The organism is Pseudomonas pichavaramensis, assembly GCF_050473265.1.
GTDB lineage: Bacteria > Pseudomonadota > Gammaproteobacteria > Pseudomonadales > Pseudomonadaceae > Aquipseudomonas.
The window spans coordinates 97,553-123,150 of the sequence record NZ_JBJKFJ010000015.1; the positions used below are offsets into that span (position 1 = coordinate 97,553).

Genomic DNA, 25,598 nt, shown 5'->3' on the forward strand with positions numbered 1-25,598 from the left:
GCGTTGCCATCACTGCGTTAAAAACAAGCTCGTGCGCGAGTCCGATCAAAATACTCATTTACAGCTCGTAAACTCCGCTTTTGACTTACTGCGTTCGCCCTACGGGCCAGCCTTCGGCTGTTACTCTCGTCGGTCGTTTCGCTTGTTTTTGCCTTGTGCTGGCTGCCTCGCCTACGTTTTTTAGAGGCGCCTCATCTAGCCAGGCGCCCGCTGTTCCGCTGCGGGCGCTGTGCTATCGTAGCCCATCTTTTTACACGAGGCCGGCCTGGGGAGGCGTTGGTCACGTGGCGCACATCCACCGGTATATAAAAGGCAAGCCTATGCAGCGGCTGTATCGCAAACGCATCATTGTCGGCGTGGGGGGCGGTATTGCTGCCTACAAGAGCGCCGAACTGGTTCGCCGACTCAAGGATCAGGGCGCCGAAGTCCGCGTGGTGATGACCCAAGGCGGACGCGAGTTCATTACCCCGCTGACCCTGCAGGCCCTCTCCGGCCACCCTGTTCACCTCGACCTGCTCGACCCGGCAGCCGAAGCGGCGATGGGCCATATCGAGCTGGCACGCTGGGCCGACCTGATCCTCATCGCGCCGGCCACCGCAGACCTGATCGCACGCCTGGCCCAGGGCATCGCCAACGATCTGCTGACCACTCTGGTACTGGCTACCGACGCCCCGATCGCTCTGGCGCCGGCCATGAATCAGGCCATGTGGCGTGACGACGCCACCCAGGCCAACCTCGAATTGCTGCAGCGGCGTGGCATGCGCCTGTTCGGTCCGGCGTCCGGCAGCCAGGCCTGCGGCGATGTCGGCCTGGGGCGCATGCTCGAACCCACCGAGCTGGCCGATCTGGCCGCCGACTGCTTCCAGCGCCAGGCGCTGGACGGCCTGCATGTGCTGATCACTGCCGGCCCGACCCAGGAAAACATCGACCCGGTGCGCTACATCACCAATCACAGCTCCGGCAAGATGGGCTTCGCGCTGGCTGAAGCCGCCGCCGAAGCCGGCGCCAAGGTGACCCTGGTCAGCGGCCCTGTGCACCTGCCGACGCCGGATCGGGTCAGTCGTATCGATGTGATCAGCGCCCGCGACATGCTTGCCGCCTGCGAAGCAGCGATGCCCTGCGACGTACTGATCGCCGCCGCCGCCGTAGCCGATTACCGCCCGGAAGTGGTCGCACAGCACAAATTGAAGAAAGACCCCACCAGCGGTGAGGGGATGCTCCTGCAAATGGTGCGCAACCCGGATATCCTCGCCACCATCGCCGGACGCGACGACCGCCCGTTCAGCGTGGGCTTTGCCGCGGAAACCGAGAACCTGCTCGAATACGCCTCGCGCAAGCTGCGCGACAAGAATCTCGACCTGATCGTCGCCAACGATGTGGCCAACCCCAGCATCGGCTTCAATAGTGAAGAGAACGCCATCACCGTGATCGACCGCGAACTGCAGCAAACCAGCTTTGCTCAGACCAGCAAGGGCAAGATCGCCCGCCAGTTGATCACACTCATCGCCGACCGTTTGAACAAGAACTGACCATGCACGCTCTGCAAGCCAAGATCCTCGATCCTCGCCTCGGCCAGCAATTCCCGCTGCCACAGTACGCCACTCCCGGCTCCGCCGGTCTCGATCTGCGCGCCATGCTCAAGGAGGACATCGTCCTCGAGCCCGGCCAGACCGTACTGATTCCCACCGGCCTGTCGATCTATATCGGCGACCCGGGCCTGGCCGCGATGATCCTGCCGCGCTCGGGGCTCGGCCACAAACACGGCATCGTCCTGGGCAATCTGGTCGGCCTGATCGACTCGGACTACCAAGGCGAGCTGATGGTGTCGTGCTGGAACCGCGGCCAGACGCCTTTCACCATCGCCATAGGTGAGCGCATCGCGCAGCTGGTGCTGGTACCGGTGGTGCAGGCGCACTTCGAGCTGGTCGAACAGTTCGACGAATCCCAACGCGGCACCGGCGGCTTCGGCCACTCCGGCAGCCACTGACCCTTTCCCGCAGGACGACCCGCCTAGGAGCAGCCACGTGAAACTGTTCAAGCGCAACGCCAAGGAAGCCGACTCCTCCGCCAGCATCACACCGGAGAAAACCCGGCGTAAAGCAGCGCAGCCCGCGCTTGGAGCAATGCTGCCAGGCCTGCTGGCCGCCCTGCTTGGGGTCGGCGCAGGAGGTGCGCTGCTCTGGTTCGTGCAAAGCAGCGGCGACCAGGCACGCCAGGCCGAACTGACCCACGCCATTGGCAGTAGCCAGGCGGCCGCCGTGCAGCAGGCGCTCAAGCAGATGCAGGCCGACAGCCTCGCTGCAGCGCGCAACCCAGAGCTGCTTCAAGCCCTGCAGAGTGGCGACAGCCTGCAGGTCAGCGAAGCCGAGCGGCGCCTGGGCTACTGGGACGGCGTCATCGATGCCCACCTCAACCGTCGCAGCGAAGCCGTGCAGAACACCAGCCGCGCAGCGCCGATGAACTTTGCCGGTCTTGATATGCTGCGCCGCGCCGAGAGCGGCCAGCAACCCGCCATCGAAGCCTATCGGGTCGGCCAGCGCTGGCTGGCCTACAGCGCGGTGACGCTGCGCCTGAGCGAGAGCCAGCCGGCGCAAGGCACTCTGCTGCTGGCCTTCGACCTCGGGCGCCTGCTCGCAGCACTGCCACCACTCCCCGCCGAGTATGGCCAGCTGCAGCTGGTACAACAATTCGCCAATACCCCGGCGCAAGTCCTACTGCAACGAGGCCAGCCAGGCGACGGCAGCACACAGACATTCGCCACTGGCAATCCGAACTGGAAGATCACCTTCACTCCAGGCCCTGGCCTGGCGCAGGGCAGCATCGCGCCCCTGATGCTCGGCCTCGCCGCCCTGCTCGCCCTCGGCGGTGCCCTGATCGGCCTGATCCTGGTACGCAGCGCCCTGCAAAGCCAGGTCAACGGCGATGCCAGACAACTCGGGCAAATGCTCAAAGAACTCTCTGCCGGCAAAAACGTCAAAGCCTTCAGCCTCAGCGTGCCAGCACTTGATGCACTGGCTCAGAGCCTGGCCCGGCTGCCGCGTCGCAGTCATTCTGAAGGCAGTATCACACCCGCTACAGGAACAGCTGCGGCCCCCGTCGCTCCGCCCGCTGCCAAGCCCGCCGAGCTGGTCGATCCGCTGTTCCAGGACACCGATATCCTCGATATCGACATTCTCGATGAAGACCAGGATCTCCTGGGACTGGAGCAGAGCACCGCAATGACGACTAGCCAAAGCGCCCCGAAACTTCCCGCCGACATCTTCCGCGCCTATGACATCCGTGGCGTGGTGGGTGACACCCTGACCGCCGAATACGCCTACTGGATTGGCCGCGCCATCGGTTCGCAGAGCCTGGCCCAGGGCGAGCCCAAGGTCATCGTCGGCCGCGACGGCCGCCTTTCCGGCCCGGAGCTGCTGCAACAACTGGTGCAAGGCCTGCTCGACTGCGGTTGCGAAGTGACCGATATCGGCATGGTGCCGACTCCGGTGGTGTACTTCGCGGCCAACGTACTGGAAGGCCGCTCGGCCGTGATGCTCACCGGCAGCCACAACCCGCCGGACTACAACGGCTTCAAGATCATCATCGCTGGCGACACCCTGGCCAACGAGCAGATCCAGGCACTGAAAACCCGCCTGGACGACAACGACCTGGCCACTGGCGTTGGTACCGTGCAACAGGTCGACGTGTTGGAGCGTTACTTCAAGACCATCCGTGACGACATCGCCCTGGCCAAGCCGCTGCGCGTGGTGGTCGACTGCGGCAACGGCGCGGCCGGCGTGATCGCCCCGCAACTGATCGAGGCCCTCGGCTGCAGCGTGATCCCCCTGTATTGCGAAGTGGATGGCACCTTCCCCAACCACCATCCGGACCCGGGCAAGCCGGAGAACCTGGTCGACCTGATCGCCCGCGTCAAATCCGAGAACGCCGACCTGGGCCTGGCCTTCGACGGCGACGGTGACCGTGTCGGCGTCGTCACCAACACTGGCAGCATCGTCTACCCAGACCGCCTGCTGATGCTGTTCGCCAAGGACGTGGTCTCGCGCAACCCCGGTGCGGACATCATCTTCGACGTCAAATGCACCCGCCGCCTGACCCCGTTGATCAGCGGCTACGGCGGCCGCCCGGTGATGTGGAAGACCGGCCACTCGCTGATCAAGAAGAAGATGAAGGAAACCGGCGCCCTGCTCGCAGGCGAAATGAGCGGCCATATCTTCTTCAAGGAACGCTGGTATGGTTTCGACGACGGCATTTACAGCGCCGCACGCCTGCTGGAAATCCTCAGCCTCGACAAGCGCGACGCCGAGCATGTGTTCAGCGCCTTCCCCAGCGACATTTCCACACCGGAAATCAACATCAAGGTGACCGAGCAGACCAAGTTCGGCATGATCGAGCGCCTGCAGCGTGAAGGCCAGTGGGGCGAAGCGAACATCACCAGCATCGACGGTGTGCGCGTCGATTATCCCAAGGGCTGGGGCCTGATCCGCGCCTCCAACACTACGCCGGTGCTGGTGCTGCGCTTCGAGGCCGACACCCAGGAAGAGCTGGAGCGTATCCAGGATGTATTCCGCAGCCAGTTGCTCAAGGTCGCCCCTGACCTGCAGCTGCCCTTTTGATCGATTTGTTCCAGGAGCCCCGCATGACCCTCGAGCGTGATGCCGCCGCCCAGGTTGCCAAGGTACTGTCCGAAGCCCTGCCTTATATCCGCCGCTTCGTCGGCAAGACCCTGGTGATCAAGTACGGCGGCAACGCCATGGAAAGCGAGGATCTCAAGCAGGGCTTCGCCCGTGACATCGTGTTGATGAAGGCTGTTGGCATCAACCCGGTGGTGGTCCACGGCGGCGGTCCGCAAATTGGCGACCTGCTCAAGCGCTTGTCCATCGAAAGCCACTTCATCGATGGCATGCGCGTCACCGACACCGCCACCATGGACGTGGTGGAAATGGTGCTGGGCGGCCAGGTCAACAAGAGCATCGTCAACCTGATCAACCAGCATGGTGGCAGCGCCATCGGCCTGACCGGCAAGGATGCTGGCCTGATCCGCGCACGCAAGCTCAAGGTCACCCGTCAGGCACCGGAAATGACCCAACCGGAAATCATCGATATCGGCCATGTCGGCGAGGTCACCGGGGTCAATACCGACCTGCTGAACATGCTGGTCAAGGGCGACTTCATTCCGGTCATCGCGCCCATCGGCGTCGGCCCGGATGGCGAGTCCTACAACATCAATGCCGACCTGGTAGCCGGCAAGGTAGCCGAAGCGCTGAAAGCCGAGAAGCTGATGCTACTGACCAACATCACCGGCCTGATGAACAAGCAGGGCGACGTGCTCACCGGTCTGACTACCGAGCAGGTCAACGAGCTGATCGCCGATGGCACCATCTACGGCGGCATGCTGCCGAAGATCAAGTGCGCCCTGGAAGCAGTGCAGGGTGGCGTGACCAGCTCGCACATCATCGATGGCCGCGTGCCGAATGCCGTTCTATTGGAAATTTTCACCGATATCGGTAACGGCACCATGATCAGCAACCGCAAGCGCCCATAAGCAACGGCCGCTGCGCGGCCTTCTGATGCCCCTCTCCCGCTTGCGGGAGAGGGCGCGACATGCTGCAACACACTGCTGCCGCACTGATTCAGGCAAAGATCGAGAATTTCGAAACGATTGCGCCGCTGAGCTGAACGTCAGGGCTTGTTCTGCGGTTCGCCGAATAACTCGGCCAGGCGCGCACGATCAGCAGCGAAGCCTGCCTCGGCCTGAGCACGTGCTTCCTTGTAGCGCACGATATCGCGCAACAGCCGCTGCTGTTCTTCCTTGAGATTGTTGATCTGCACCAGCAGATTCTCCGGCACCTGGCGCCCTGCGCGCTCATGATCGGCTGCCTGGCTCTGCAGATTGGCCTGCTGCGTGCGAACCGACTGCAGGTTACCTCGCGCCACGTTGGTGACACTGTCGAGCTCGGCCAGCTTGCGTTCGCGCGCGCGGTCGACATCGTTAAGGTTGGTGTAAAGACGCAGCAACTTCGCATCACTGCTGGCACGCGCCTTCTCAGCCTGCATACGGGCGAACTCTTCGGGCGTCGGCGCTGGCGGAATCACCCGCACCACGCGCCCCTGATCGTTCAGCACCTCGTACCCCTTGCCGATGAATTCGGGCGGCACGCCCTGGCGGCTGAGCACCGTGACACCCTTGTCGTCGACGTAGCGGTAAAGCTCAGTGGCCACTCCGGACAATGGCAGCAGCAAGCTCAACAGCAGCGTACAGCGGGTCAGGAGCGGTGCAGACATAGGACTACCTTGTGCTAGGACTAGATTCCGTACTCGGCGCGATAGGCTTCGACAGCCGGAAGATATTGCTTCAGTTCAGCATCCCCTGCCAGATATTCCAGTACCTGTTGCAGTGACACGATGCTCACTACCGGCATACCGAAGTCGCGTTCGACCTCCTGAATCGCCGAAAGCTCGCCCTGACCACGCTCCTGGCGGTTCAGCGCGATCAGCGTGCCGGCCGCCTGCGCGCCCTGCCCATGGATGATCTGCATCACCTCCCGAATGGCAGTGCCTGCGGTGATCACATCGTCGACGATCAGCACACGCCCTTCGAGCGGCGCGCCAACCAGCGTGCCACCTTCGCCATGATCCTTGGCTTCCTTGCGGTTGAAACACCAGGGCAGGTCGCGGCCGTGGTGCTCGGCCAGGGCCACTGCGGTGGTCGCAGCCAGCGGAATGCCCTTGTAGGCCGGGCCGAACAGCACATCGAAGTCGATGCCGCTGTCGACGATGGCCGCCGCATAGAAACGCCCCAGCTGCGCCAGCGCCAGGCCGCTGTCGAACAGGCCGGCATTGAAGAAATAGGGACTGGTACGCCCGGATTTGAGGGTGAACTGACCGAAACGCAGAACACCGCGTTCGATGGCAAAGCGAATGAAATCGCGCTGGTACGCTTGCATGAAAAAGTCCCGGACGGCACGGATTTAGCTAAATGAGGTGAGCTCGGGTATCATACACGCACGTGTTTTTAGGGGCCATTTATGCGGATCATCAGTGTGAACGTGAATGGTATTCAGGCTGCGGCCGAGCGTGGATTGCTCAGCTGGCTGCAAGCCCAGAATGCCGACGTGATCTGCCTGCAAGACACCCGTGCCTCTGCCTTTGAACTGGACGACCAAGCCTTCCAACTGGATGGCTATTTCCTCTATGCATGCGATGGTGAAGTACCCAGCCAAGGTGGCGTGGCACTTTACTCGCGGTTGCAACCCAAGGCGGTGATCAGCGGCCTCGGCTTTGAAATGGCCGATCGCTACGGGCGCTACCTGCAGGCCGACTTCGACAAAGTCAGTATTGCCACCCTGCTCCTGCCTTCGGGACGAGACGGGGACGAGAGCTTGAACCAGAAATTCAAGTTCATGGACGACTTCACCCATTATCTGGACAAGCAAAGACGCAAGCGCCGCGAGTACATCTACTGTGGCTCGCTGCATGTCGCACACCAGAAGCTGGACGTGAAGAATTGGCGCGACTGCCAGCAATCACCTGGGTTCCTAGCGCCAGAACGCGCCTGGATGGACGAGGTGATCGGCAACATGGGTTACGTCGACGCCCTGCGCGAAGTCAGTCGCGAAGGCGACCAGTTCAGCTGGTGGCCGGACAGCGAGCAGGCGGAGATGCTCAACCTGGGCTATCGCTTCGACTACCAGATACTGACGCCGGGCATGCGCCGCAGCGTACGTAGCGCACGCCTGCCACGTCAGCCGCGCTTCTCCCAGCATGCGCCGCTGATCGTCGACTATGACTGGATTCTCAGCATCTGACCGACAGCCATGAAAAAGCCGGCTTATCGCCGGCTTTCTTCTGTCACTCATCGCTCTGCTGCAAGCCGCTCTCGGCCTGCAGCAGCAGCTTGCGCACATAGCCGTCATCGGCATAGCGCTGACTCAGATCGAGCAGATGAACATGAGCCTGCTCGTATTCCTGCAGGGCGAGGTAGTTACGTACCAGCGCTATCTCGGTGATACGCCCCGGCTCGATCTCGAACGCCGCCTGGTTATAGGCAAGCGCCTTGCGGTAGTCGGAATACTGCTCGCCGTTATCACCCAGATACAACAACCCCAGCACGTTATTGGCCGCCAGCCCACGGGGCGCCAAAGCATGCGCCTGCTCGAGCTTGGTGGCGGCATCCGCCACTCGCCCCTGCATGAGGTCGGCATCGGCCATGTTCACCAGATAATCGTAGGAGCCCTGGGGATAGTAGGCCGCAGCCTTGGCCGCATACTCTCCTGAGCGCGGAAACTCACCCAACTCGTAATAGCCCAGCGATATGAAGCGAAGTGCGTGAGCCTTTTCCGCATCCGTCGCGACGCTACTGCTGACCACCTCTTCGAACTTGGCAATCGCCTGCCGCGACTGCCCCGCATCATGTAACTGCGACGCCTCGACTCTCAACGCCTGCAGCTTCGCCTTCTCAGCCAGAGCTTGAGTAGCATCGCCACAACCGAGCAGCCCTGAGAAAAACAGCGCCAGCGCCCAAATGCGCACATTCATCAAATCTACCTTCCCTGACATGGAGCAGTCGCTCCATCCTTTCGACTCTTTACTTGATCAGGCGCCAGCTGAACGGATAGCGATACGGCTGTCCCTCGTTGGCCTTGATCCCGGCAATGATGGTCAGCACCAGTGCGGCCAAGCCCAGCAGCATGAGTAGCGGGAAGCCGATCACCACCACCATCAGAATGAAGCACACCACGGCAGCCAGTGAGACGCTGATCTGAAAGTTCAGCGCCTCCTTGCCCTGCGCGTCGACAAAGGGATCCGAATCTTTCTTCACCTGCCAGACGATCAGCGGCCCCAGCAGATTGCCGAAAGGAAACACCAGCCCGAAAAACGCTGCGAAGTGACAGAACATGGCCCACTGGCGAGCTTCCTGGCCGGGGGTCGGAAGCGGATTCTGCATCTCATCGTTCATACTGGTGCTCCTTGCTCGGGGAATATTCAGTCGGCCAGCGCGGCGTTCTGCAGTTCGAAGATTTCGTTCATGCCCTTCTGCGCCAGTGCCAGCATGGCATTGAACTCTTCAGGCTGAAAAGGCGCACCCTCGGCAGTGCCCTGCACCTCGATGAAACCACCGGCGTTGGTCATCACCACGTTGAGGTCGGTCTCGGCGGCGGAATCTTCCAGGTAGTCCAGGTCCAGCACCGGCTCGCCCTGGTAGATGCCCACCGACACCGCAGCGATCATCTGCTTGAGCGGTTCGCCCTTGAGCGAGCCACGCTTCTTCAGCACCTTCAGCGCGTCGATCAGTGCCACCATGGAACCGGTGATCGAGGCGGTGCGGGTACCGCCGTCGGCCTGGATCACGTCGCAGTCGACGTACAGGGTGTTCTCGCCCAGCTTGCTCATGTCCAGCGCAGCGCGCAGCGAGCGACCGATCAGACGCTGGATCTCCAGCGTACGGCCGCCCTGCTTGCCACGGCTGGCTTCGCGCTGGTTTCGATCGCCAGTGGCACGCGGCAACATGCCGTACTCGGCAGTCAGCCAGCCCTGACCCTGACCTTTCAGGAAGCGCGGCACGCCGGACTCGACGCTGACGGTGCAGATCACCTTGGTATCGCCGAACTCGACCAGCACCGAGCCCTCGGCGTGCTTGGTGTAGTTGCGGGTGATGCGAATCGAGCGCAACTGATCGGCGGCGCGGCCACTGGGACGTTTCATCGAGCGATACCTACTTCGTTAAGTGAAAACAGCCCGCATTATAGAGGGCCGTAGACCACGACGACATGCCGAATTGGCGTTGGCTGATGGCAGGCCGGATTGCGCCTGATCAGCCAGGCATGAAATGGCTGTGCGGCCTGGGCTACAATCCTGCGTTTTTCGAGCCGAATGACGCGAGGTATCCCATGGTTCACAGCATGACGGCCTTTGCCCGCAACGAGCAGGCAACCGCCCACGGCACCCTGAGCTGGGAAGTGCGCTCGGTCAATCATCGTTATCTGGAGCCGCATCTGCGCCTGCCCGAGGCCTTCCGCGATCTCGAAGGCGCGGTGCGCGAAGCCCTGCGCCAGGGCCTGTCGCGCGGCAAGGTGGAGTGCACCCTGCGCTTCGCCGAAGAAGCTGCGGGCAAGCAGCTGCAGGTCGACAGCGAGCGCGCCCGGCAACTGGTCGCGGCGGCCGAACAGGTTGCAGCACTGATTCAGCAACCGGCTCCGCTCAACCCGCTGGAAGTGCTGGCCTGGCCCGGCGTGCTGGTGGCCGACTCGGCCGACCCGCAGGCACTCAATGCCGCAGCCCTCAAACTGTTCGGCGAAACCCTTGGCGAACTCAAAGCCGGTCGCGCACGCGAGGGCGCCGAGCTGGCCAAGCTGCTGGGTGAGCGCCTCGACGCCATTCTTCAGGAAGTCGCCGCCTTGCGTGAGCTGGTGCCGCAGATGCTCGCCGGCCAGCGCGCCAAGATCGAGGCACGCTTCGCCGAGATGCAGGCCGAACTCGACCCGCAACGCCTGGAACAGGAGCTGGTGCTGCTGGCGCAAAAGAGTGACGTCGCCGAAGAACTCGACCGCCTCAGCACTCACGTCAGCGAAGTGCGCCGTGTGCTCAAGGCCGGTGGTGCTGCGGGTCGGCGCCTGGACTTCCTGATGCAGGAACTCAACCGCGAAGCCAACACGCTAGGCTCCAAGGCCTTCGACCCGCGCAGTACGCAGGCGGCGGTCAACCTGAAAGTGTTGATCGAGCAGATGCGCGAGCAGGTGCAGAATATCGAGTAACGCCAGCCCAGACGGCTGCTATCTTTCTTTCGCTCAACGTTTTTCAGGACGCTTCTTTCATGGCCACCACCACCGGCACCCTCTACATCGTTTCCGCACCCTCCGGCGCCGGCAAGACCAGCCTGGTCAAGGCCCTGATCGACAGCGAAGTGCAGATCCGCGTCTCGGTTTCGCACACCACCCGCGCCATGCGTCCAGGCGAGCAGGACGGGGTGAACTATCACTTCGTCGAGCATGCGCAATTCAATGCCATGATCGAGCGCAGCGAGTTTCTCGAGCACGCCCAGGTCTTCGACAATTTCTACGGCACCTCGCAGAAGTGGGTCGAACAGACCCTGGCCGAAGGCTTCGACCTGATCCTGGAGATCGACTGGCAGGGCGCGCAGCAGGTGCGCAAGCTGATGCCACAGTCCAAGAGCATCTTCATCCTGCCGCCGACCCAGGAGGCTCTGCGCCACCGCCTGACCAGCCGCGGCCAGGACAGCGGCGAGACCATCGAGCGGCGCATGCGTGAAGCCGTCAGCGAGATGAGCCACTATGTCGAATACGACTACCTGGTGATCAACGATGACTTCAACCACGCCCTGAGCGACCTCAAGGCGATCTTCCGCAGCAACCAGCTGGCACAATCGCAGCAGCAACAGCGTCATGCTGGCCTGCTCAGCGAGCTGCTGGCGTAAAACAGCGCTTCCATTGTCGCTGGTGATTTTTTAAACTATTCAGTCCGCTCGCCCGCTCGGGCCAAGCTTATCCGCACACGTTACGAGGAACACCATGGCTCGCGTTACCGTCGAAGATTGCCTGGACAACGTTGATAACCGCTTCGAACTGGTCATGCTCGCGACCAAGCGTTCGCGCCAACTGGCCACCGGCGGCAAGGAGCCGAAGGTCGCCTGGGAAAACGACAAGCCGACCGTCGTCGCCCTGCGCGAAATCGCTGCTGGCCTGGTTGATGCCGAGATCGTCGCCCAGGAAGACATCGTTGAAGAAGAGCCGCTGTTCGCTGCCTTCGAGGAAGAGGCCAACGAGCCTCTGTAAGTCGATGATGCCGGGTCGAAGTCGCTCGCAGCACGAGGCCAGTCATCCGGGGAGCATCCCATGGCTGGCATAGACGCTCTCGCCGATCGGCTTTCGACCTACCTCGGCCATGACCAGGTCAACCTGGTCCGCCGGGCCTATTTCTACGCCGAACAGGCGCACGATGGCCAACGCCGCCGCAGTGGCGAAGCCTACGTGACCCATCCGCTGGCCGTCGCCAGCATCCTCGCCGACATGCACATGGACCATCAGAGCCTGATGGCTGCCATGCTGCACGACGTCATCGAAGACACCGGCATCGCCAAGGAAGCGCTCAACGCGCAGTTCGGCGAAACCGTGGCCGAACTGGTCGACGGGGTCAGCAAACTGACCCAGATGAACTTCGAGACCAAGGCCGAGGCGCAGGCCGAGAACTTCCAGAAGATGGCCATGGCCATGGCCCGCGACATCCGCGTGATTCTGGTCAAGCTCGCCGACCGCCTGCACAACATGCGCACCCTCGATGCCATGCCGCACGAGAAGAGCCGGCGCATCGCCAAGGAAACCCTGGAAATCTACGCGCCCATCGCCAATCGCCTGGGCATGCACGCCATGCGCGTGGAATTCGAAGACCTCGGTTTCAAGGCCATGCACCCGATGCGCTCCGAGCGCATCCGCGCCGCCGTGCGCCGCGCCCGAGGCAATCGCAAGGAAATCGTCGCCAAGATCGAGGAGTCGATCCAGCTCTGCCTGCAGCACGAAGGCATGGAAGGCGAGGTGATCGGCCGCGAGAAGCACCTGTACAGCATCTATCAGAAGATGCGCGGCAAACGTAAGGCGTTCAACGAGATCATGGACGTCTACGCCTTCCGCATCATCGTCGACAAGGTCGACACCTGCTACCGCGTGCTCGGCGCCGTGCACAACTTGTATAAACCCTTGCCGGGGCGCTTCAAGGACTACATCGCGATTCCCAAGGCCAACGGCTACCAGTCGCTGCACACCACGCTGTTCGGCATGCACGGCGTGCCCATCGAGATCCAGATCCGCACCCGCGAGATGGAAGAGATGGCCAACAACGGCATCGCCGCGCATTGGCTGTACAAGTCCAGCGAGGACGAGGCGCCCAAGGGCAACCACGCCCGCGCACGGCAATGGGTCAAGGGCGTGCTGGAGTTGCAGCAACGCGCCGGCAACTCGCTGGAATTCATCGAGAGCGTGAAGATCGACCTGTTCCCGGACGAGGTCTACGTGTTCACGCCCAAGGGCCGCATCATGGAGCTGCCGAAAGGCTCCACCGCGGTCGACTTCGCTTACGCGGTGCACACCGATGTCGGCAATACCTGCATCGCCTGCCGTATCAACCGCCGTCTGGCGCCGCTGTCGCAAGCGCTGGAAAGCGGCTCGACGGTGGAGATCGTCACCGCCCCGGGCGCCCGGCCGAACCCGGCCTGGCTCAACTTCGTGGTCACCGGCAAGGCGCGCACGCACATCCGCCATGCGCTCAAGCAGCAGCGCCGCTCCGAATCGATCAGCCTCGGCGAACGCCTGCTGAATAAGGTGCTGGCCAGCTTCGACACGCACCTGGAGAAGATCGCCCCCGAGCGTATCCAGACCGTACTGGGCGAATACCGCCAGGAAGTCATCGAGGACCTGCTCGAAGACATCGGCCTGGGCAACCGCATGGCCTATGTGGTCGCCCGTCGCCTGCTCGCCGAGAGCAGCGACGATGCCCTGCCGAGCAGCGAAGGGCCGCTGGCGATTCGTGGCACCGAAGGCCTGGTGATGAGCTACGCCAAGTGCTGCACGCCGATTCCGGGCGACCCCATCGTCGGCTACCTGTCCGCCGGCAAGGGCATGGTGGTGCACATGGAAAGCTGCCGCAATATCGCCGATATCCGCACCAATCCGGAGAAATGCATCCAGCTCAACTGGGCCAAGGATGTCACCGGCGAGTTCAATGTCGAGTTGCGCGTCGAACTGGAACACCAGCGCGGCCTGATCGCCCTGCTGGCCAGCAGCGTCAATGCCGCCGATGGCAACATCGAGAAGATCGGCATGGACGAACGCGACGGGCGCATCAGCGTCGTACAACTGGTGATCAGTGTGCATGACCGCGTGCACCTGGCCCGAGTGATCAAGAAACTGCGCGCGCTCAAAGGCGTGATGCGTATCACTCGAGTGCGTGCCTGACACAATTCCCCTATTTCCAGTCTGTAGGCTGGGTGCCTCGACCCAGCCAGTTCTCACGAGGAGCGATTCATGAGCAAGACCGTCATCAGCAGCGACAAGGCCCCCGCCGCCATCGGCACCTACTCCCAGGCCATCAAGGCCGGCAACACCGTTTACATGTCCGGGCAGATCCCGCTGGACCCGGTGAGCATGGAGCTGGTCGAAGGCTTCGAGGCCCAGACCGTGCAGGTGTTCGAGAACCTCAAGGCCGTGGCTGAGGCCGCTGGCGGTTCGTTCAAGGACATCGTCAAACTGAACATCTTCCTCACCGACCTTTCGCACTTCGCCAAGGTCAACGAGGTCATGGGTCGCTACTTCGAGCAGCCCTACCCGGCCCGCGCCGCCATCGGCGTTGCCGCCCTGCCGCGCGGCGCGCAGGTGGAAATGGACGCTATTCTGGTTCTGGAATAAGTCCCGAGGCGGGGCACGCTGCCCCGCCCTTCTCCCCCCAGGCATGGAGATCGCCATGCGTCGTTTGTCCTCTCTCCTGTTTCTCGCCGCGCTGCTGAGTGGCTGCGCCAGCACACCGAACAACGACCCGGCAGGCACCTGGATCAACCAGGCAGCCATCGACGCCGCCAGGGACAGTGGGCGCCTGCGCGAAGCTCTGCTCGCCTATGGCCCGAACCTGGAATGGCAGATCGATCCCGCACATCGACAAGCCAGCTACAGTAACGGTTTCGAACTGGCAGAAGGCAAGCTGCAAGCCGCCGGCGAAGGCCGCTGGCAGGTCACCTTCTACGGCGACTATCAGGAAAATCTCAGCGTCGAGAATGGCGAACTGGTGCAGGTGGCCAGTGAGTACTGGCCCGAGCAGCAGTTCACCCGCGTCGACAGCAAGGAAGGCCCAGCGCCGCTGGGCAGCCGCTTCGAGCAGGCGCTGTATCGTGATTATCTGGGCGGCGACTGGCTGATCGAAGAAGGTATCGGTCAAGGCGGCCTGGTGCGCTTCCAAGCCGATGGCCAGGTCGAGGGCCTGCCCGGTGCCGAACGCTTCGCCCTGTGCCTGGCGGGCGACTGCGCAGCGATGAGCGGCGAACATGACAGCATCTGGCTGCAAGCCGGCGACCAGGGCAGCCCCTGGCTGTTCGTGCATGAAGGTAATCAGCTGCGTATCTTCGAGGCGCAGAATCGCGCCCAGTTCGACGAGATGCCCGAGTACCAGCCCGGCCCGCAACGCTGGTTGCTCAAGCGTCGACAGCCATGACCCGGCGGCGGGCTAGTCGAGCAGCCCGCCCAACATCAGCGACACCCCCAGCAGCGCCAGCAAGACTCCACAGCCGCGATCCAGCCAGCGCACCCGCTGCTGCAGCCAGATCCGCCAGCGTGGATAGGCCAGCAGACGCACCAGGGCCAGGTCCCAGCCCCAGACCACCAGGGTCATCCACAGCATGGCCAGCAGCAGCCCCCAACCGGGCATGGCGGCTTCACGCAGCACGCCGAACAGACCTGCATAGAACAGTGGCAGTTTGGGATTCAGGCTGCTGGCCAGCAGTCCCTGACGCAGACCCCGCGTCCAGCTGCCGCGCGCCATCTGAGCAGCGTCCGGCAGGTGCAGGTCACGCCTGGACAGCAGTGCCTTCATGCCGATCCAGGCGAAATAGGCACCACCGACCAACTGCAGTGCCCTCCAGAACAGCCCACCCTGCTCGGGCAATGCCTGCAGGGCCAGAAGCACCAGCAGCATGCTCAGCAGATTGGCCAGGGCGATGCCCGCGGCACACCCGTCCGCCTGGCGGCGCCCCTGGCTCAGCGCCATACGAATCAGCAGAAAGAAATCCGGCCCCGGCGACAGCAACGCGGCAAAGTGGGTACTGGCGACCAGGGCGAACAGCGCAAGCATTAAAGGTGACCTCCTTGGCAATGGAGATCAGTTTCCGGGCAGGCCGGTGCTGCGGTCTTGAAGAAAACTCAGGTCGCGGCAAGACGCCGGAACTGACCCGGCGTGACGCCGGTGAAGCGCTTGAAGGTCGCGGAGAAATGCGCCTGATCGCAGAAGCCGAGGCTCAGCGCCACCTCCACAGGCGTCTGTTCGCTCAACAGCAGCCGCTTGGCTTCGCGCACCCGGCGCTGCAGCAGATAGGTGTGCGGCGGTACGCCATAGGCGCGACGAAAAGCTTCGATCAGATGCCGAGGATGGCGCTGCACCTGGCGGGCCAGCTCGTCCAGACTGACCGCCTGTGCATGATGCGCTTCCAGATAATCACGCACCCAGGCCGTCATGCCTCCGTCACGCGGCGCAGCACGCACCGCGCGCAAGCCGCCGTGGCGAACGAACACCTGCTCCAGCAACGCCAGCAACTCGCTCTCCAGCGTCAGCGCATCGCTGTGTTCGAAGGCACTCGCCAATTTCGCAAGACCGCCCGCCACCTGGCCATCATCAGCCGGATTGAGCTCACGAAAGCCGTCGGGTAGGCGCTTGCGCCCGAGCAGGGCTGGCAGGCGCGCTTCCTCGACATAAAGCATGCGATAAACCACCCGCGCAGACTCGGCATGCCCGGTGTGCGGTTCCTCGGGGTTCATCAGCGACAGCGTGCCGGCCGGCAGCGCATAACGCTGACCACGGCACTGGTAGCCGCCGACACCATGAGCAATGGCACCAATGGCAAAGGCGTCGTGGCTATGTCGCCCGAAGGGTTGTCCGGAGAAGTCGGCATGAAACAGTTCGACGCCCGGCAACCAGGGCTTGGCCAACAAACGGTTCCCGGCCACGCTCAGGCGTCCCGCAGAATCGCCGCGTAACCCTCGCGGTAGCTGGGATATTGCGGCGTCCAACCCAGCGCACGGGCACGGGCGTTGCTGCAGCGTTTGCTGCCGGCGCGGCGCACGCGTTGCTCGTCACTCCAGTGGCTGACGCCCAGACGCTCACGCAGCCAGGCCACCACCTCATGCAGCGCAGCCGGTTCGTCATCGACACCCAGATACAGCTCGGCCAGGGGCGTGCCGGCCGCGTCCGCCTGCAACAAGGTCGCAAGCAGCCCGGCGGCGTCATCGACATGGATACGGTTGCCGTACAGCGGCGGCGTCTCGTTGACCCGATAACCGCCACGCACCTGATTGAGCAGCCACTGCCGACCGGGACCATAGAGACCGGTCAGGCGCACGACGGTGGTCGGCAGGCCGCTATCGAAGGCGAGTTGCTCGGCCTCGCGCATGATCACCGCCGAGTAGCTCTGCGCCTCGGCCGGTGAATCCTCGTCGATCCATTCGCCCTGCTGCTGGCCATAGACCCCACTGCTGGAGGCGAACAGGATGCGCCGCGGCCGCTGACCGTGCAGCGCCAGCCAGCCCAGGGTGCGACGCAGCCCGTCGACGTAGGCAGCGCGGTAGCCGGCCTCGTCATGCTCGGTGGCAGCGGCGCAATAGACCAGGTAGTCCAGGGGCTGCCGTGGCCAGTCCGCCGGACACTCATCCGCGTGCAGATCACCGGCGACAGGTTCGATACCAGCAGGCAGGGCGTCGACGTTGCGGCGCATCCCCAGCACGCGCCAGCCTTCGCTGACCATGCGCAGTCCAAGGCGGCTGCCGACATCGCCACAACCGGCGATCAGCAGACTGTTACATGCGGACATGCCGTTCTCCATGACTTTTATGCGAAGGCGCAGTTTAGCGCGGTTGGTTCATCTCAACGCAAAGGCTATGCTTAGCGGCAACTTAATGGATAAACACTATGACCCTCACCGAACTGCGGTACATCGTCACCCTCGCCCAGGAACAGCATTTCGGCCGCGCTGCCGAGCGCTGCCACGTCAGCCAGCCGACCCTGTCGGTGGGCGTGAAGAAGCTGGAGGACGAGCTCGGTGTACTGATCTTCGAGCGCAGCAAGAGCGCCGTGCGCCTGACGCCTGTCGGTGAGGGCATCGTCACGCAGGCACAGAAGGTACTGGAGCAGGCGCAAGGCATTCGCGAGCTGGCCCAGGCGGGCAAGAACCAACTGGCCGCGCCGCTGAAGATAGGCGCCATCTATACCGTTGGCCCCTATCTGTTTCCCCATCTGATTCCGCAGCTGCACCGGGTCGCTCCGGACATGCCGCTGTATATCGAGGAAAACTTCACCCATATCCTGCGCGACAAGCTGCGCACCGGTGAACTCGACGCAGTCATCATCGCCCTGCCCTTCCAGGAGGCCGATGTGCTGACCAAACCGCTGTACGACGAGCCCTTCTACGCGCTGCTGCCAGCAGGCCATCCCTGGGCGGAGATGGAAACCATCGACACCAAGCTGCTCAACGACAAAAGCCTGCTGCTGCTCGGTGAAGGCCACTGCTTCCGTGACCAGGTACTGGAAGCCTGCCCGACGCTGCGCAAGGGTGGCGACGATCACGGCAAGCACACCACGGTGGAATCCAGCTCGCTGGAAACCATTCGCCATATGGTCGCCTCTGGCCTTGGCGTATCGATCCTGCCGTTCTCGGCGGTCGACAGCCACCACTACGCCCCGGGCGTGATCGAGGTGCGCCCACTCAGCGCACCGGTACCCTTCCGCACCGTGGCCATCGCCTGGCGCGCCAGCTTCCCGCGGCCCAACGCCATCGAAGTGCTGGCCGACTCCATCCGCCTGTGCTCGGTCGCTCGCAGCCCGCAGACCAAGAGCGCCTGAGGTCCAGCGTGACGGAGCTGTCAGCGGTTTCCGTGACCGCGCTGAAAGGCGTGGGCGCGGCCTTGGCGGAAAAACTCGCCAAGGTCGGCCTGGAAAACCTGCAGGACGTGCTGTTCCATCTGCCGTTGCGCTATCAGGATCGCACCCGCATCACCCCCATCGGCGCACTGCGCCCCGGTCAGGATGCGGTGGTCGAAGGCATCGTCGCCGGCGCTGATGTGGTCATGGGCCGTCGCCGCAGCCTGCTGGTGCGCCTGCAGGACGGCAGCGGCACGCTGAGCCTGCGCTTCTTCCACTTCAGCCAGGCGCAGAAAGAAGGGCTCAAGCGCGGCACCGCGCTGCGCTGTTACGGCGAAGTGCGTCCGGGCGCCACCGGCCTGGAGATCTACCACCCGGAATATCGCGCGCAGAACGGCGACGAACCGGCGCCAGTGGAACAGAGCCTGACGCCCATCTACCCGACCACCGAAGGCCTGACCCAGCAGCGCCTGCGTCAGCTCAGCCAGCAGGCACTGGCACGCCTCGGGCCGCGCAGCCTGCCTGACTGGCTGCCCGAGCAACTGGCCCGCGACTACCGCCTGGCGCCACTGGATGAGGCCATCCGCTATCTGCACCGGCCGCCGCCGGACGCCGATGTCGAAGAACTCGCCGAAGGTCGCCACTGGGCCCAGCACCGCCTGGCCTTCGAAGAGTTGCTGACCCACCAGCTGTCGCTGCAGCGCCTGCGTGAACAGGTGCGCGCCCAGCAGGCGCCGGCTCTGCCAGCGGCGAAGAAACTACCGGCGCAGTACCTGCAGAACCTGGGGTTCGCCCCTACCGGAGCGCAGCAACGGGTCGGCGCCGAAATCGCCTACGACCTGGCGCAGAGCGAACCCATGTTGCGCCTGGTGCAGGGCGATGTCGGCGCCGGCAAGACCGTGGTCGCCGCACTGGCCGCACTGCAGGCGCTGGAAGCCGGCTACCAAGTGGCGCTGATGGCACCGACCGAGATTCTCGCCGAGCAGCACTTTCTCAACTTCAGCAAGTGGCTGGCATCACTGGGCCTGGAGGTCGCCTGGCTGGCCGGCAAGCTCAAGGGCAAGGCCCGTGCCGCGGCGCTGGAACAGATCGCTGCCGGCTGCCCGATGGTGGTCGGCACCCATGCGTTGTTCCAAGAGGAAGTGAAGTTCAAGCGCCTGGCCCTGGTGATCATCGACGAGCAGCACCGCTTCGGCGTGCAGCAGCGCCTGGCGCTGCGCCAGAAAGGCATCGACGGCCGCCTCAGCCCGCATCAGTTGATCATGACCGCCACGCCTATCCCGCGCACTCTGGCGATGAGCGCTTACGCCGATCTGGACACCTCGATCCTTGACGAACTGCCGCCTGGGCGCACCCCGGTGAACACCCTGGTGATCGCCGACAGCCGCCGTGACGAGGTGGTCGAGCGGGTGCGCAACGCCTGTCAGCAGGGGCGCCAGGCCTACTGGGTATGCACCCTGATCGAAGAATCAGAAGAGCTCACCTGCCAGGCGGCCGAAACCAGTTTCGAGGAACTCTCCCTGGCCCTTGGCGAGCTTCGCGTCGGCCTGATCCACGGGCGCATGAAGCCGGCCGAAAAAGCCGCGGTGATGGACGAATTCAAGCAGGGCAATCTTCAATTACTGGTCGCCACCACGGTGATCGAGGTGGGCGTCGACGTGCCCAACGCCAGCCTGATGATCATCGAAAACCCTGAACGCCTGGGCCTGGCGCAATTGCACCAGCTGCGCGGCCGGGTCGGCCGCGGCAGCGCCGCCAGTCACTGCGTGCTGCTCTATCACGCGCCGTTGTCGCAGCTGGGCCGCGAACGCCTGGCCATCATGCGCGAAACCACCGACGGTTTCGTCATCGCCGAGAAGGACCTGGAACTGCGCGGCCCCGGGGAAATGCTCGGCACACGGCAAACCGGTCTGTTGCAGTTCAAGGTCGCTGACCTGATGCGCGATGCCGATCTGCTGCCCGCCGTACGCGACGCCGCACACGCTCTTTTGGAACATTGGCCGCAACATGTGGCTCCATTGTTAGAACGCTGGTTGCGTCACGGCCAGCAATACGGTCAAGTGTGAGCTCGTTCACACGACAACCGTCGCCACGAACCTTTGCGCAACACCCCGCTGGTTATACTCCGGGGCAGATGCGCCACTGCCGGATATCGATATGACTGAAGCAGCCCTCGCCACCAACGCCCCTGCCCAGCCACCAAGCGTCATCGTGCAGCTGCTGGAAAAACTCTCCATGCCCTATCAGGTGCGTGCCGAGAAACCCGGCCTGCCAGCAGCGGCGCGACTGCAGGCAGTCCTGCTGGACGATGCCGTCGGCGCACTGCTGGTGCTCTACCCTCGTAGCCAGTTGCTCGACCTCGCCCGCCTGGCCGAACTCACCGGCCGTCAGCTCACTGCCGTCAAACCGGAACGCCTGGAGCGCATGCTCGGCAAACATAACCTGACGGCCCTGCCCGGCCTGCCGCCGCTGACCAGCTCGCCCTGCCTGTATGAAGAACGTCTGCTGCAGGAGCCGAGCCTGCTGATCGAGTCCGGCCAACCCGGCGTGCTACTGGAAATCCCCACCGAGGCGTTCAAGAGCCTGCTGAGCAAGGCCAGCGCGGCACGTTTTGGCGAGCCGGTGAGTGCGATCAGGCCCAACCTCGATCGCCCGCACGACGACCGCGCAGAGATCACCCAGGCCGTACAAGCCTTCACCGCCCGGCGCATCCAGCAGCGTCTGGAGGAAACCATCGAGATTCCACCGCTGCCGGAAACCGCACAGAAGATCATCAAACTGCGCGTCGACCCCAACGCTACCGTGGACGACATCACCGGCGTAGTCGAGACCGACCCCGCGCTGGCCGCCCAGGTAGTCAGCTGGGCCGCATCGCCCTACTACGCCGCGCCCGGCAAGATCCGCTCGGTGGAGGACGCCATCGTCCGCGTACTGGGCTTCGATCTGGTGATCAACCTGGCCCTGGGCCTGGCACTGGGCAAGACCCTGAGCCTGCCCAAGGATCAGCCACAACAGGCCACACCCTACTGGCAGCAGGCAATCTACACCGCAGCCGTGATCGAGGGCCTGACCCGCGCCATGCCGCGCGCTCAGCGTCCGGAGGCGGGGCTGACCTACCTGGCCGGCCTGCTGCACAACTTCGGCTATCTGGTGCTGGCGCACGTCTTCCCGCCACACTTCTCGCTGATCTGCCGTCATCTCGAGGTCAACCCGCACCTGCCGCACAGCTACATCGAGCAGCACTTGTTGGGCATCACCCGCGAACAGATCGGCGCCTGGCTGATGCGTCACTGGGACATGCCGGACGAGCTGGCCAACGCCCTGCGCTTCCAGCACGACCCTGACTACGCGGGTGAGAACGCGGCGTTCGCCAATCTGGTGTGCCTGGCCGTCAGCCTGCTGCGCAACCGCGGTATCGGTGCCGGGCCGCAGAGCGAGATTTCCGATGAGCTGTTCGAAGCCCTGGGGCTGAGCCGGGAAAAAGCCGAAGACGCCGTGAACAAGGTGCTCAGTGCCGAGGTCGCCCTGCGCGAACTGGCTGCGCAGTTCCACCCGACCCACTGAAGCCCTGCCTGCGCCTGGTCATCACTTTCCGGGGGCATTCCCCTTGCGCAGCTGTTCGCGGCGCTCGGCGAACAGCTGCGGCACCACTTCCAGACTGATAGCCAGCAACTGGCTGACGCTGGCCTGCTCGTACAGGCTGGCGTATTCGGCCAGCGTTTCACTGGGCATCTGCCGGTAGGCGTAGAGCATGAAGGACTCCACAGCCTGCTCGCTGGACTGGCGAATCGCCTGCGCCTGGGTCTGCGTCTGGCTCTGCAGCTCGGCTTCGTCGAGATTCTCGCCACGCGCCCTGAGCGCCAGCAGCGCCTGGGTCTTGCCGACTTCGTAGCGCAGCAGGCTGGCCAGCTCGGTGGTACGCGCCGCCGCATCCAGACGCCTGATCAGTTCCACCCGCGCGCCGCGCGGCGGCCGCTGCTGCAGGCGCTGGCGATACTCGCCGAGCACTTCCGGCTGTTCGCCGACCGCCCGCTCGGCGGCGGTGAAACGCTGCGCGAGGGGGCCGTCGAGACGCGCACGGGCCTGTTCGGCCTGGTCTTCGTCGAGTCGCTGCCCGACCCGTTCGGCCAGGTCCAGGCAGAACGCCTCGCCTGCGAACAGCTGGGCAAGGCGCTTCTGTTCGCTCTCACCCTGGCCGCGCTGCAGCAACGGCAGGCTCTGCTCGCACAGCAGGTGGATGCCGGCCAGCTCGAACAGCGGCAACAGGGTCTTGCTTGAGCTCGGCTCTGCCCGCACGGCGGTTGCAGCCAGCAACAGCAGGGGCAACAGGAAAAGGCGCATGGTCGGACATTCCATTAGGGCTTGCCTGGAAAGCCTAACCAATGCCCGGCGTGGCGGCCAGCCGCGTGCCGCCTGGCTGCCGATCAGGCCGCCTTTTTCGGCGCCTCGGTCTTCTTCTTCGGGGTCAGGTACTTGGTCAGGCCCTGGAACCACATCACCAGAGCGGTATTGCCCTGGATCTGAATGTCCTTGTTCTGGATACCCTGCATGAAAGCCAGCTGCTTGTTCTTCGCGGTCATGGTCTCGAAGCCATAGGCAGCGTCCTTGAAGCCGATGGCGAACGCCGGCTCGGTAGCGCTGCCGCGTTTGCTGCTGACGCGCTGCCCGGAGACGATGAAGTGACGGGCGACCTTGCCATCCAGCGTATGCAGTTGGAAGACCATATCACGGCCTTCGAGCTGCTGACGGAACGCCGGGTTTTCACGGCTGGCCTTGGCCATCAGACGGCCCAGCATCCACAGAAGAAAACGGAATTTCATGCGCAGGCCCTCGTGATCGAAGATGATGGGCGCGCATTGTAGTGGTTTTCACGCAGGACTACAGCCTGTCGAAAGCATGGCTGCGAAAGGGGGAGCCCGGAGCCGAGCGGCTCCGGGCGATGGGCTCAGTTGACCGCGTCTTTCAGGGACTTGCCCGGTTTGAAGGCGACGGTATTGCTGGCCTTGATCTTCACCGGCTGGCCGGTTTGCGGGTTCTTGCCAGTGCGTGCGCCACGATGACGCTGGACGAAAGTACCGAAGCCAACCAGGGTCACACTGTCCTTGCGGTTCAGTGCACCGGTGATTTCTTCCAGTACGGCGTTGAGTACACGATTGGCCTGATCCTTGGTCAGATCAGCCTTTTCGGCGATGGCGGCGGCGAGTTCCGGTTTACGCATAGATGCCTCTTTGACGGTTTTTTGTTGTTGTGTCCGTGCTGTCCTTCCAGAACAGCGCCCAAGGCGCCGCAACAGCTCTGCGCTGCGGCAGACCCTTGGGAGAATGGCATGCCGCATCGCGCTGCGCCAGTCTCGGCAGGCAGTTTAGTCAGGCAATTTCGTGGTGTATCCGACAGAACGACAGGCAATCATGCCAGTAGCGCAGGCAGTTCCTTGTTCAGGGCCAGTTTTTCCTGCACGGCCGCACCGGTCAGCGCGTACCCTAGCAACGCGCCGGAAGCATCGCGGCAGAGCGCCTTGATGTCGCTGCCAGAGCCTTCGACCGTCCACTCCCCCTGACTGCCACGCGGCGGTGGCGAGACGACCAGCGGGCATACCGGTGTCTTAACCGTGACCGGCATCGGCCCGTAGCTGACCGTGCTTGGCGCTCCGGCCAGAGTTTTGGCCAATGCTCGGGCGCAGGCCATCAGCGGCATGACGTAAAGCAGATTGAGGCCATCGACCTCGGCGCAATCGCCCAGTGCATAGATGTTGGCGTGCGAGGTACGCAGCTGCCGGTCCACCATAACCCCGCGATTGACGTCCAGGCCGGCGGCTGCGGCCAGCGCGATACGCGGGCGCAGGCCCACGGCGGAGACCACGGCATCGCACTCGATCTGCGTGCCATCGGCCAGCGCGGCCTGCAGAGCCTCGCCATGATGATTGAGGCTGGCCAACACCGGCCCCAGATGAAAGCGCACTCCGAGCCCTTCCAGACCGGTCTGCACCGCAGCCGCCGCTGCCGGATGCAGCAACCCGGGCATCACCTGCTCGCACGGCGCGAGCAACTCCACCTGGTAGCCCCCCGCAGTGAGGTCATTGGCGAACTCGCAGCCAATCAGGCCAGCCCCCAGAATCAGCACCCGCCGCTTGCCGGCAACGGCATCACGAAAACGGGCGTAGTCCTCAAGGTCATTGATCGGGAAGATCGCATCCTGGGCATCGCCCTCGACCGGCACCCGAATCGGCTCGGCGCCCCAGGCCAGCACCAGGTCGCGGTAGGGCACCGACTCCTCGCCGATCCACAGGCGCTTGTGGCCCGGGTCGATACCGGTGATGCGGGTGTGAGTACGGATTTCCGCATTGAGCTGCTCGGCCATGGCGCCGACCTCGGCCATGGCCAGGCCATCAGCGTCCTTGTTCTTGCCGAAGCCGGTGGACAGCATCGGCTTGGAGTAGGAACGCCCGTCGTCAGCGGTGATCAGCAACAGCGGCGTCTCGCTGTCGAGCTTGCGCCACTCCTTGGCCAGGTTGTAGCCGGCCAGGCCGGTGCCGACGATCACTAGGGGTGCGCTCATGCATGAATCCTCGCTGCGAAAACGACACGACGGCCAGGCGGCCGTCGTCGTGAACCATTAACAAACCGCTGGAAACGGTGGCCGGACTCAGAAGGTGTTCACAAAGCGCAGGCATGGCGCGGCAATTCGTAAACGCTCTCTCAGACGATCTCGATCATCTCGAAGTCGACCTTGCCCACGCCGCAGTCCGGGCAAACCCAGTCGGCCGGTACGTCTTCCCAGGCCGTGCCAGGTGCAATGCCCTCCTCGGGCAGCCCCAGAGCTTCGTCATAGATGAAGCCGCAGACGATGCATTGCCACTTGCGCATGGAGCAGGCCTCCTCGAGAGATGGCGGACACACCCTACTGGATCACACAGCGACTGGCTAGCCAGCCGGAGGTTGGGCAAGCCAGAGCATAGGCCATCGAGGCGCAGCGTGCCCCGT

At 63.7% G+C, this 25,598-nt stretch carries 27 protein-coding genes; 14 read left to right on the forward strand and 13 right to left on the reverse strand.

Annotation, left to right across the window (positions count from 1 at the left end; all coding sequences use genetic code 11):
- Positions 1–320: 320 nt before the first annotated feature.
- From coaBC to argB, 4 genes are read left to right on the forward strand one after another with little or no spacing between them, the layout of a single operon-like run.
- Complete coding sequence (coaBC, locus tag ACJRW5_RS21440; RefSeq protein ID WP_484572512.1) at positions 321–1,529, forward strand: bifunctional phosphopantothenoylcysteine decarboxylase/phosphopantothenate--cysteine ligase CoaBC; 1,209 nt, start codon at positions 321–323, stop codon at positions 1,527–1,529.
- 2 nt (positions 1,530–1,531) lie between these two features.
- Positions 1,532–1,987, forward strand: coding sequence for a dUTP diphosphatase (gene dut, locus ACJRW5_RS21445; protein WP_484572513.1), 456 nt, complete (start codon positions 1,532–1,534; stop codon positions 1,985–1,987).
- Positions 1,988–2,024: 37 nt separating this feature from the next.
- Positions 2,025–4,613 (forward strand): phosphomannomutase/phosphoglucomutase, encoded by a 2,589-nt coding sequence (locus ACJRW5_RS21450; RefSeq protein ID WP_484572514.1) that lies wholly within the window; start codon positions 2,025–2,027, stop codon positions 4,611–4,613.
- Between the two features lie 23 nt (positions 4,614–4,636).
- Complete coding sequence (argB, locus tag ACJRW5_RS21455; RefSeq protein WP_484572515.1) at positions 4,637–5,542, forward strand: acetylglutamate kinase; 906 nt, start codon at positions 4,637–4,639, stop codon at positions 5,540–5,542.
- Positions 5,543–5,679: 137 nt separating this feature from the next.
- Here the strand turns inward: argB and ACJRW5_RS21460 are convergent, their stop codons facing one another.
- Together ACJRW5_RS21460 and pyrE are read right to left on the reverse strand one after the other, a co-directional pair.
- Complete coding sequence (locus ACJRW5_RS21460) at positions 5,680–6,282, reverse strand: DUF4124 domain-containing protein (protein ID WP_484572516.1); 603 nt, start codon at positions 6,280–6,282, stop codon at positions 5,680–5,682.
- A 20-nt stretch (positions 6,283–6,302) separates the two neighbouring features.
- Positions 6,303–6,944, reverse strand: coding sequence for an orotate phosphoribosyltransferase (gene pyrE / locus ACJRW5_RS21465; protein WP_484572517.1), 642 nt, complete (start codon positions 6,942–6,944; stop codon positions 6,303–6,305).
- 81 nt (positions 6,945–7,025) lie between these two features.
- Here pyrE and ACJRW5_RS21470 point away from each other — a divergent pair, with 81 nt between their 5' ends.
- Entirely contained in the window at positions 7,026–7,805 is a 780-nt protein-coding gene (locus ACJRW5_RS21470) for an exodeoxyribonuclease III (RefSeq protein ID WP_484572518.1), read from the forward strand.
- A gap of 43 nt (positions 7,806–7,848) precedes the next feature.
- On the opposite strand, the gene ACJRW5_RS21475 is transcribed toward ACJRW5_RS21470, so the two are convergent.
- The 3 genes from ACJRW5_RS21475 to rph are packed head-to-tail and all read right to left on the reverse strand — an operon-like array spanning position 7,849 to position 9,702.
- Positions 7,849–8,535: a tetratricopeptide repeat protein gene (locus ACJRW5_RS21475; RefSeq protein ID WP_484572519.1), complete on the reverse strand. Its 687-nt coding sequence runs from the start codon at positions 8,533–8,535 to the stop codon at positions 7,849–7,851.
- Positions 8,536–8,584: 49 nt separating this feature from the next.
- The gene (locus tag ACJRW5_RS21480; protein WP_484572520.1) at positions 8,585–8,956 is read right to left on the reverse strand and encodes a DUF4870 domain-containing protein; all 372 of its coding nucleotides are present in this window, start codon (positions 8,954–8,956) and stop codon (positions 8,585–8,587) included.
- A 26-nt stretch (positions 8,957–8,982) separates the two neighbouring features.
- Positions 8,983–9,702, reverse strand: a complete 720-nt coding sequence (rph, locus tag ACJRW5_RS21485; protein ID WP_484572521.1) for a ribonuclease PH — start codon at positions 9,700–9,702, stop codon at positions 8,983–8,985.
- Between the two features lie 185 nt (positions 9,703–9,887).
- Here rph and ACJRW5_RS21490 point away from each other — a divergent pair, with 185 nt between their 5' ends.
- From ACJRW5_RS21490 to ACJRW5_RS21515, 6 genes are all read left to right on the forward strand, one after another.
- Positions 9,888–10,751: a YicC/YloC family endoribonuclease gene (locus ACJRW5_RS21490; protein ID WP_484572522.1), complete on the forward strand. Its 864-nt coding sequence runs from the start codon at positions 9,888–9,890 to the stop codon at positions 10,749–10,751.
- 59 nt (positions 10,752–10,810) lie between these two features.
- Positions 10,811–11,431 (forward strand): guanylate kinase, encoded by a 621-nt coding sequence (gmk, locus tag ACJRW5_RS21495; protein WP_484572523.1) that lies wholly within the window; start codon positions 10,811–10,813, stop codon positions 11,429–11,431.
- Positions 11,432–11,525: 94 nt separating this feature from the next.
- On the forward strand, positions 11,526–11,789 hold the full coding sequence (gene rpoZ, locus ACJRW5_RS21500) for a DNA-directed RNA polymerase subunit omega (RefSeq protein WP_037051139.1): 264 nt from the start codon (positions 11,526–11,528) through the stop codon (positions 11,787–11,789).
- A gap of 60 nt (positions 11,790–11,849) precedes the next feature.
- Complete coding sequence (gene spoT, locus ACJRW5_RS21505; RefSeq protein WP_484572524.1) at positions 11,850–13,961, forward strand: bifunctional GTP diphosphokinase/guanosine-3',5'-bis pyrophosphate 3'-pyrophosphohydrolase; 2,112 nt, start codon at positions 11,850–11,852, stop codon at positions 13,959–13,961.
- A gap of 69 nt (positions 13,962–14,030) precedes the next feature.
- Complete coding sequence (locus tag ACJRW5_RS21510) at positions 14,031–14,411, forward strand: RidA family protein (protein WP_484572525.1); 381 nt, start codon at positions 14,031–14,033, stop codon at positions 14,409–14,411.
- Between the two features lie 55 nt (positions 14,412–14,466).
- On the forward strand, positions 14,467–15,207 hold the full coding sequence (locus tag ACJRW5_RS21515) for a hypothetical protein (RefSeq protein ID WP_484572526.1): 741 nt from the start codon (positions 14,467–14,469) through the stop codon (positions 15,205–15,207).
- Positions 15,208–15,219: 12 nt separating this feature from the next.
- Here ACJRW5_RS21515 and ACJRW5_RS21520 read toward each other — a convergent pair whose 3' ends face one another.
- The 3 genes from ACJRW5_RS21520 to ACJRW5_RS21530 all read right to left on the reverse strand — a co-directional run bounded on the left by ACJRW5_RS21520 (position 15,220) and on the right by ACJRW5_RS21530 (position 17,572).
- The gene (locus ACJRW5_RS21520; protein ID WP_484572527.1) at positions 15,220–15,843 is read right to left on the reverse strand and encodes a LysE family translocator; all 624 of its coding nucleotides are present in this window, start codon (positions 15,841–15,843) and stop codon (positions 15,220–15,222) included.
- Between the two features lie 68 nt (positions 15,844–15,911).
- On the reverse strand, positions 15,912–16,712 hold the full coding sequence (locus tag ACJRW5_RS21525) for a helix-turn-helix transcriptional regulator (RefSeq protein WP_484572528.1): 801 nt from the start codon (positions 16,710–16,712) through the stop codon (positions 15,912–15,914).
- A gap of 2 nt (positions 16,713–16,714) precedes the next feature.
- Entirely contained in the window at positions 16,715–17,572 is an 858-nt protein-coding gene (locus ACJRW5_RS21530; protein ID WP_484572529.1) for an NAD-dependent epimerase/dehydratase family protein, read from the reverse strand.
- A gap of 98 nt (positions 17,573–17,670) precedes the next feature.
- Between ACJRW5_RS21530 and ACJRW5_RS21535 the strand changes: the two genes are divergently transcribed.
- From ACJRW5_RS21535 to ACJRW5_RS21545, 3 genes are all read left to right on the forward strand, one after another.
- Positions 17,671–18,600, forward strand: coding sequence for a hydrogen peroxide-inducible genes activator (locus ACJRW5_RS21535; protein WP_484572530.1), 930 nt, complete (start codon positions 17,671–17,673; stop codon positions 18,598–18,600).
- A gap of 8 nt (positions 18,601–18,608) precedes the next feature.
- A complete protein-coding gene (recG, locus tag ACJRW5_RS21540) occupies positions 18,609–20,684 on the forward strand; it encodes an ATP-dependent DNA helicase RecG (RefSeq protein WP_484572531.1) in 2,076 nt (691 codons plus the stop codon).
- 91 nt (positions 20,685–20,775) lie between these two features.
- The gene (locus ACJRW5_RS21545; protein WP_484572532.1) at positions 20,776–22,182 is read left to right on the forward strand and encodes an aminoacyl-tRNA deacylase and HDOD domain-containing protein; all 1,407 of its coding nucleotides are present in this window, start codon (positions 20,776–20,778) and stop codon (positions 22,180–22,182) included.
- A gap of 21 nt (positions 22,183–22,203) precedes the next feature.
- Here the strand turns inward: ACJRW5_RS21545 and ACJRW5_RS21550 are convergent, their stop codons facing one another.
- The 5 genes from ACJRW5_RS21550 to ACJRW5_RS21570 all read right to left on the reverse strand — a co-directional run bounded on the left by ACJRW5_RS21550 (position 22,204) and on the right by ACJRW5_RS21570 (position 25,481).
- On the reverse strand, positions 22,204–22,959 hold the full coding sequence (locus ACJRW5_RS21550) for a hypothetical protein (RefSeq protein ID WP_484572533.1): 756 nt from the start codon (positions 22,957–22,959) through the stop codon (positions 22,204–22,206).
- Between the two features lie 83 nt (positions 22,960–23,042).
- The gene (locus ACJRW5_RS21555; protein ID WP_484572534.1) at positions 23,043–23,438 is read right to left on the reverse strand and encodes a helicase; all 396 of its coding nucleotides are present in this window, start codon (positions 23,436–23,438) and stop codon (positions 23,043–23,045) included.
- 125 nt (positions 23,439–23,563) lie between these two features.
- Entirely contained in the window at positions 23,564–23,836 is a 273-nt protein-coding gene (locus tag ACJRW5_RS21560) for an HU family DNA-binding protein (RefSeq protein ID WP_003242571.1), read from the reverse strand.
- Between the two features lie 188 nt (positions 23,837–24,024).
- Positions 24,025–25,173: an FAD-dependent oxidoreductase gene (locus tag ACJRW5_RS21565; RefSeq protein WP_484572535.1), complete on the reverse strand. Its 1,149-nt coding sequence runs from the start codon at positions 25,171–25,173 to the stop codon at positions 24,025–24,027.
- Positions 25,174–25,313: 140 nt separating this feature from the next.
- A complete protein-coding gene (locus ACJRW5_RS21570; RefSeq protein ID WP_268179792.1) occupies positions 25,314–25,481 on the reverse strand; it encodes a rubredoxin in 168 nt (55 codons plus the stop codon).
- Between the last annotated feature and the right edge of the window lie 117 nt (positions 25,482–25,598).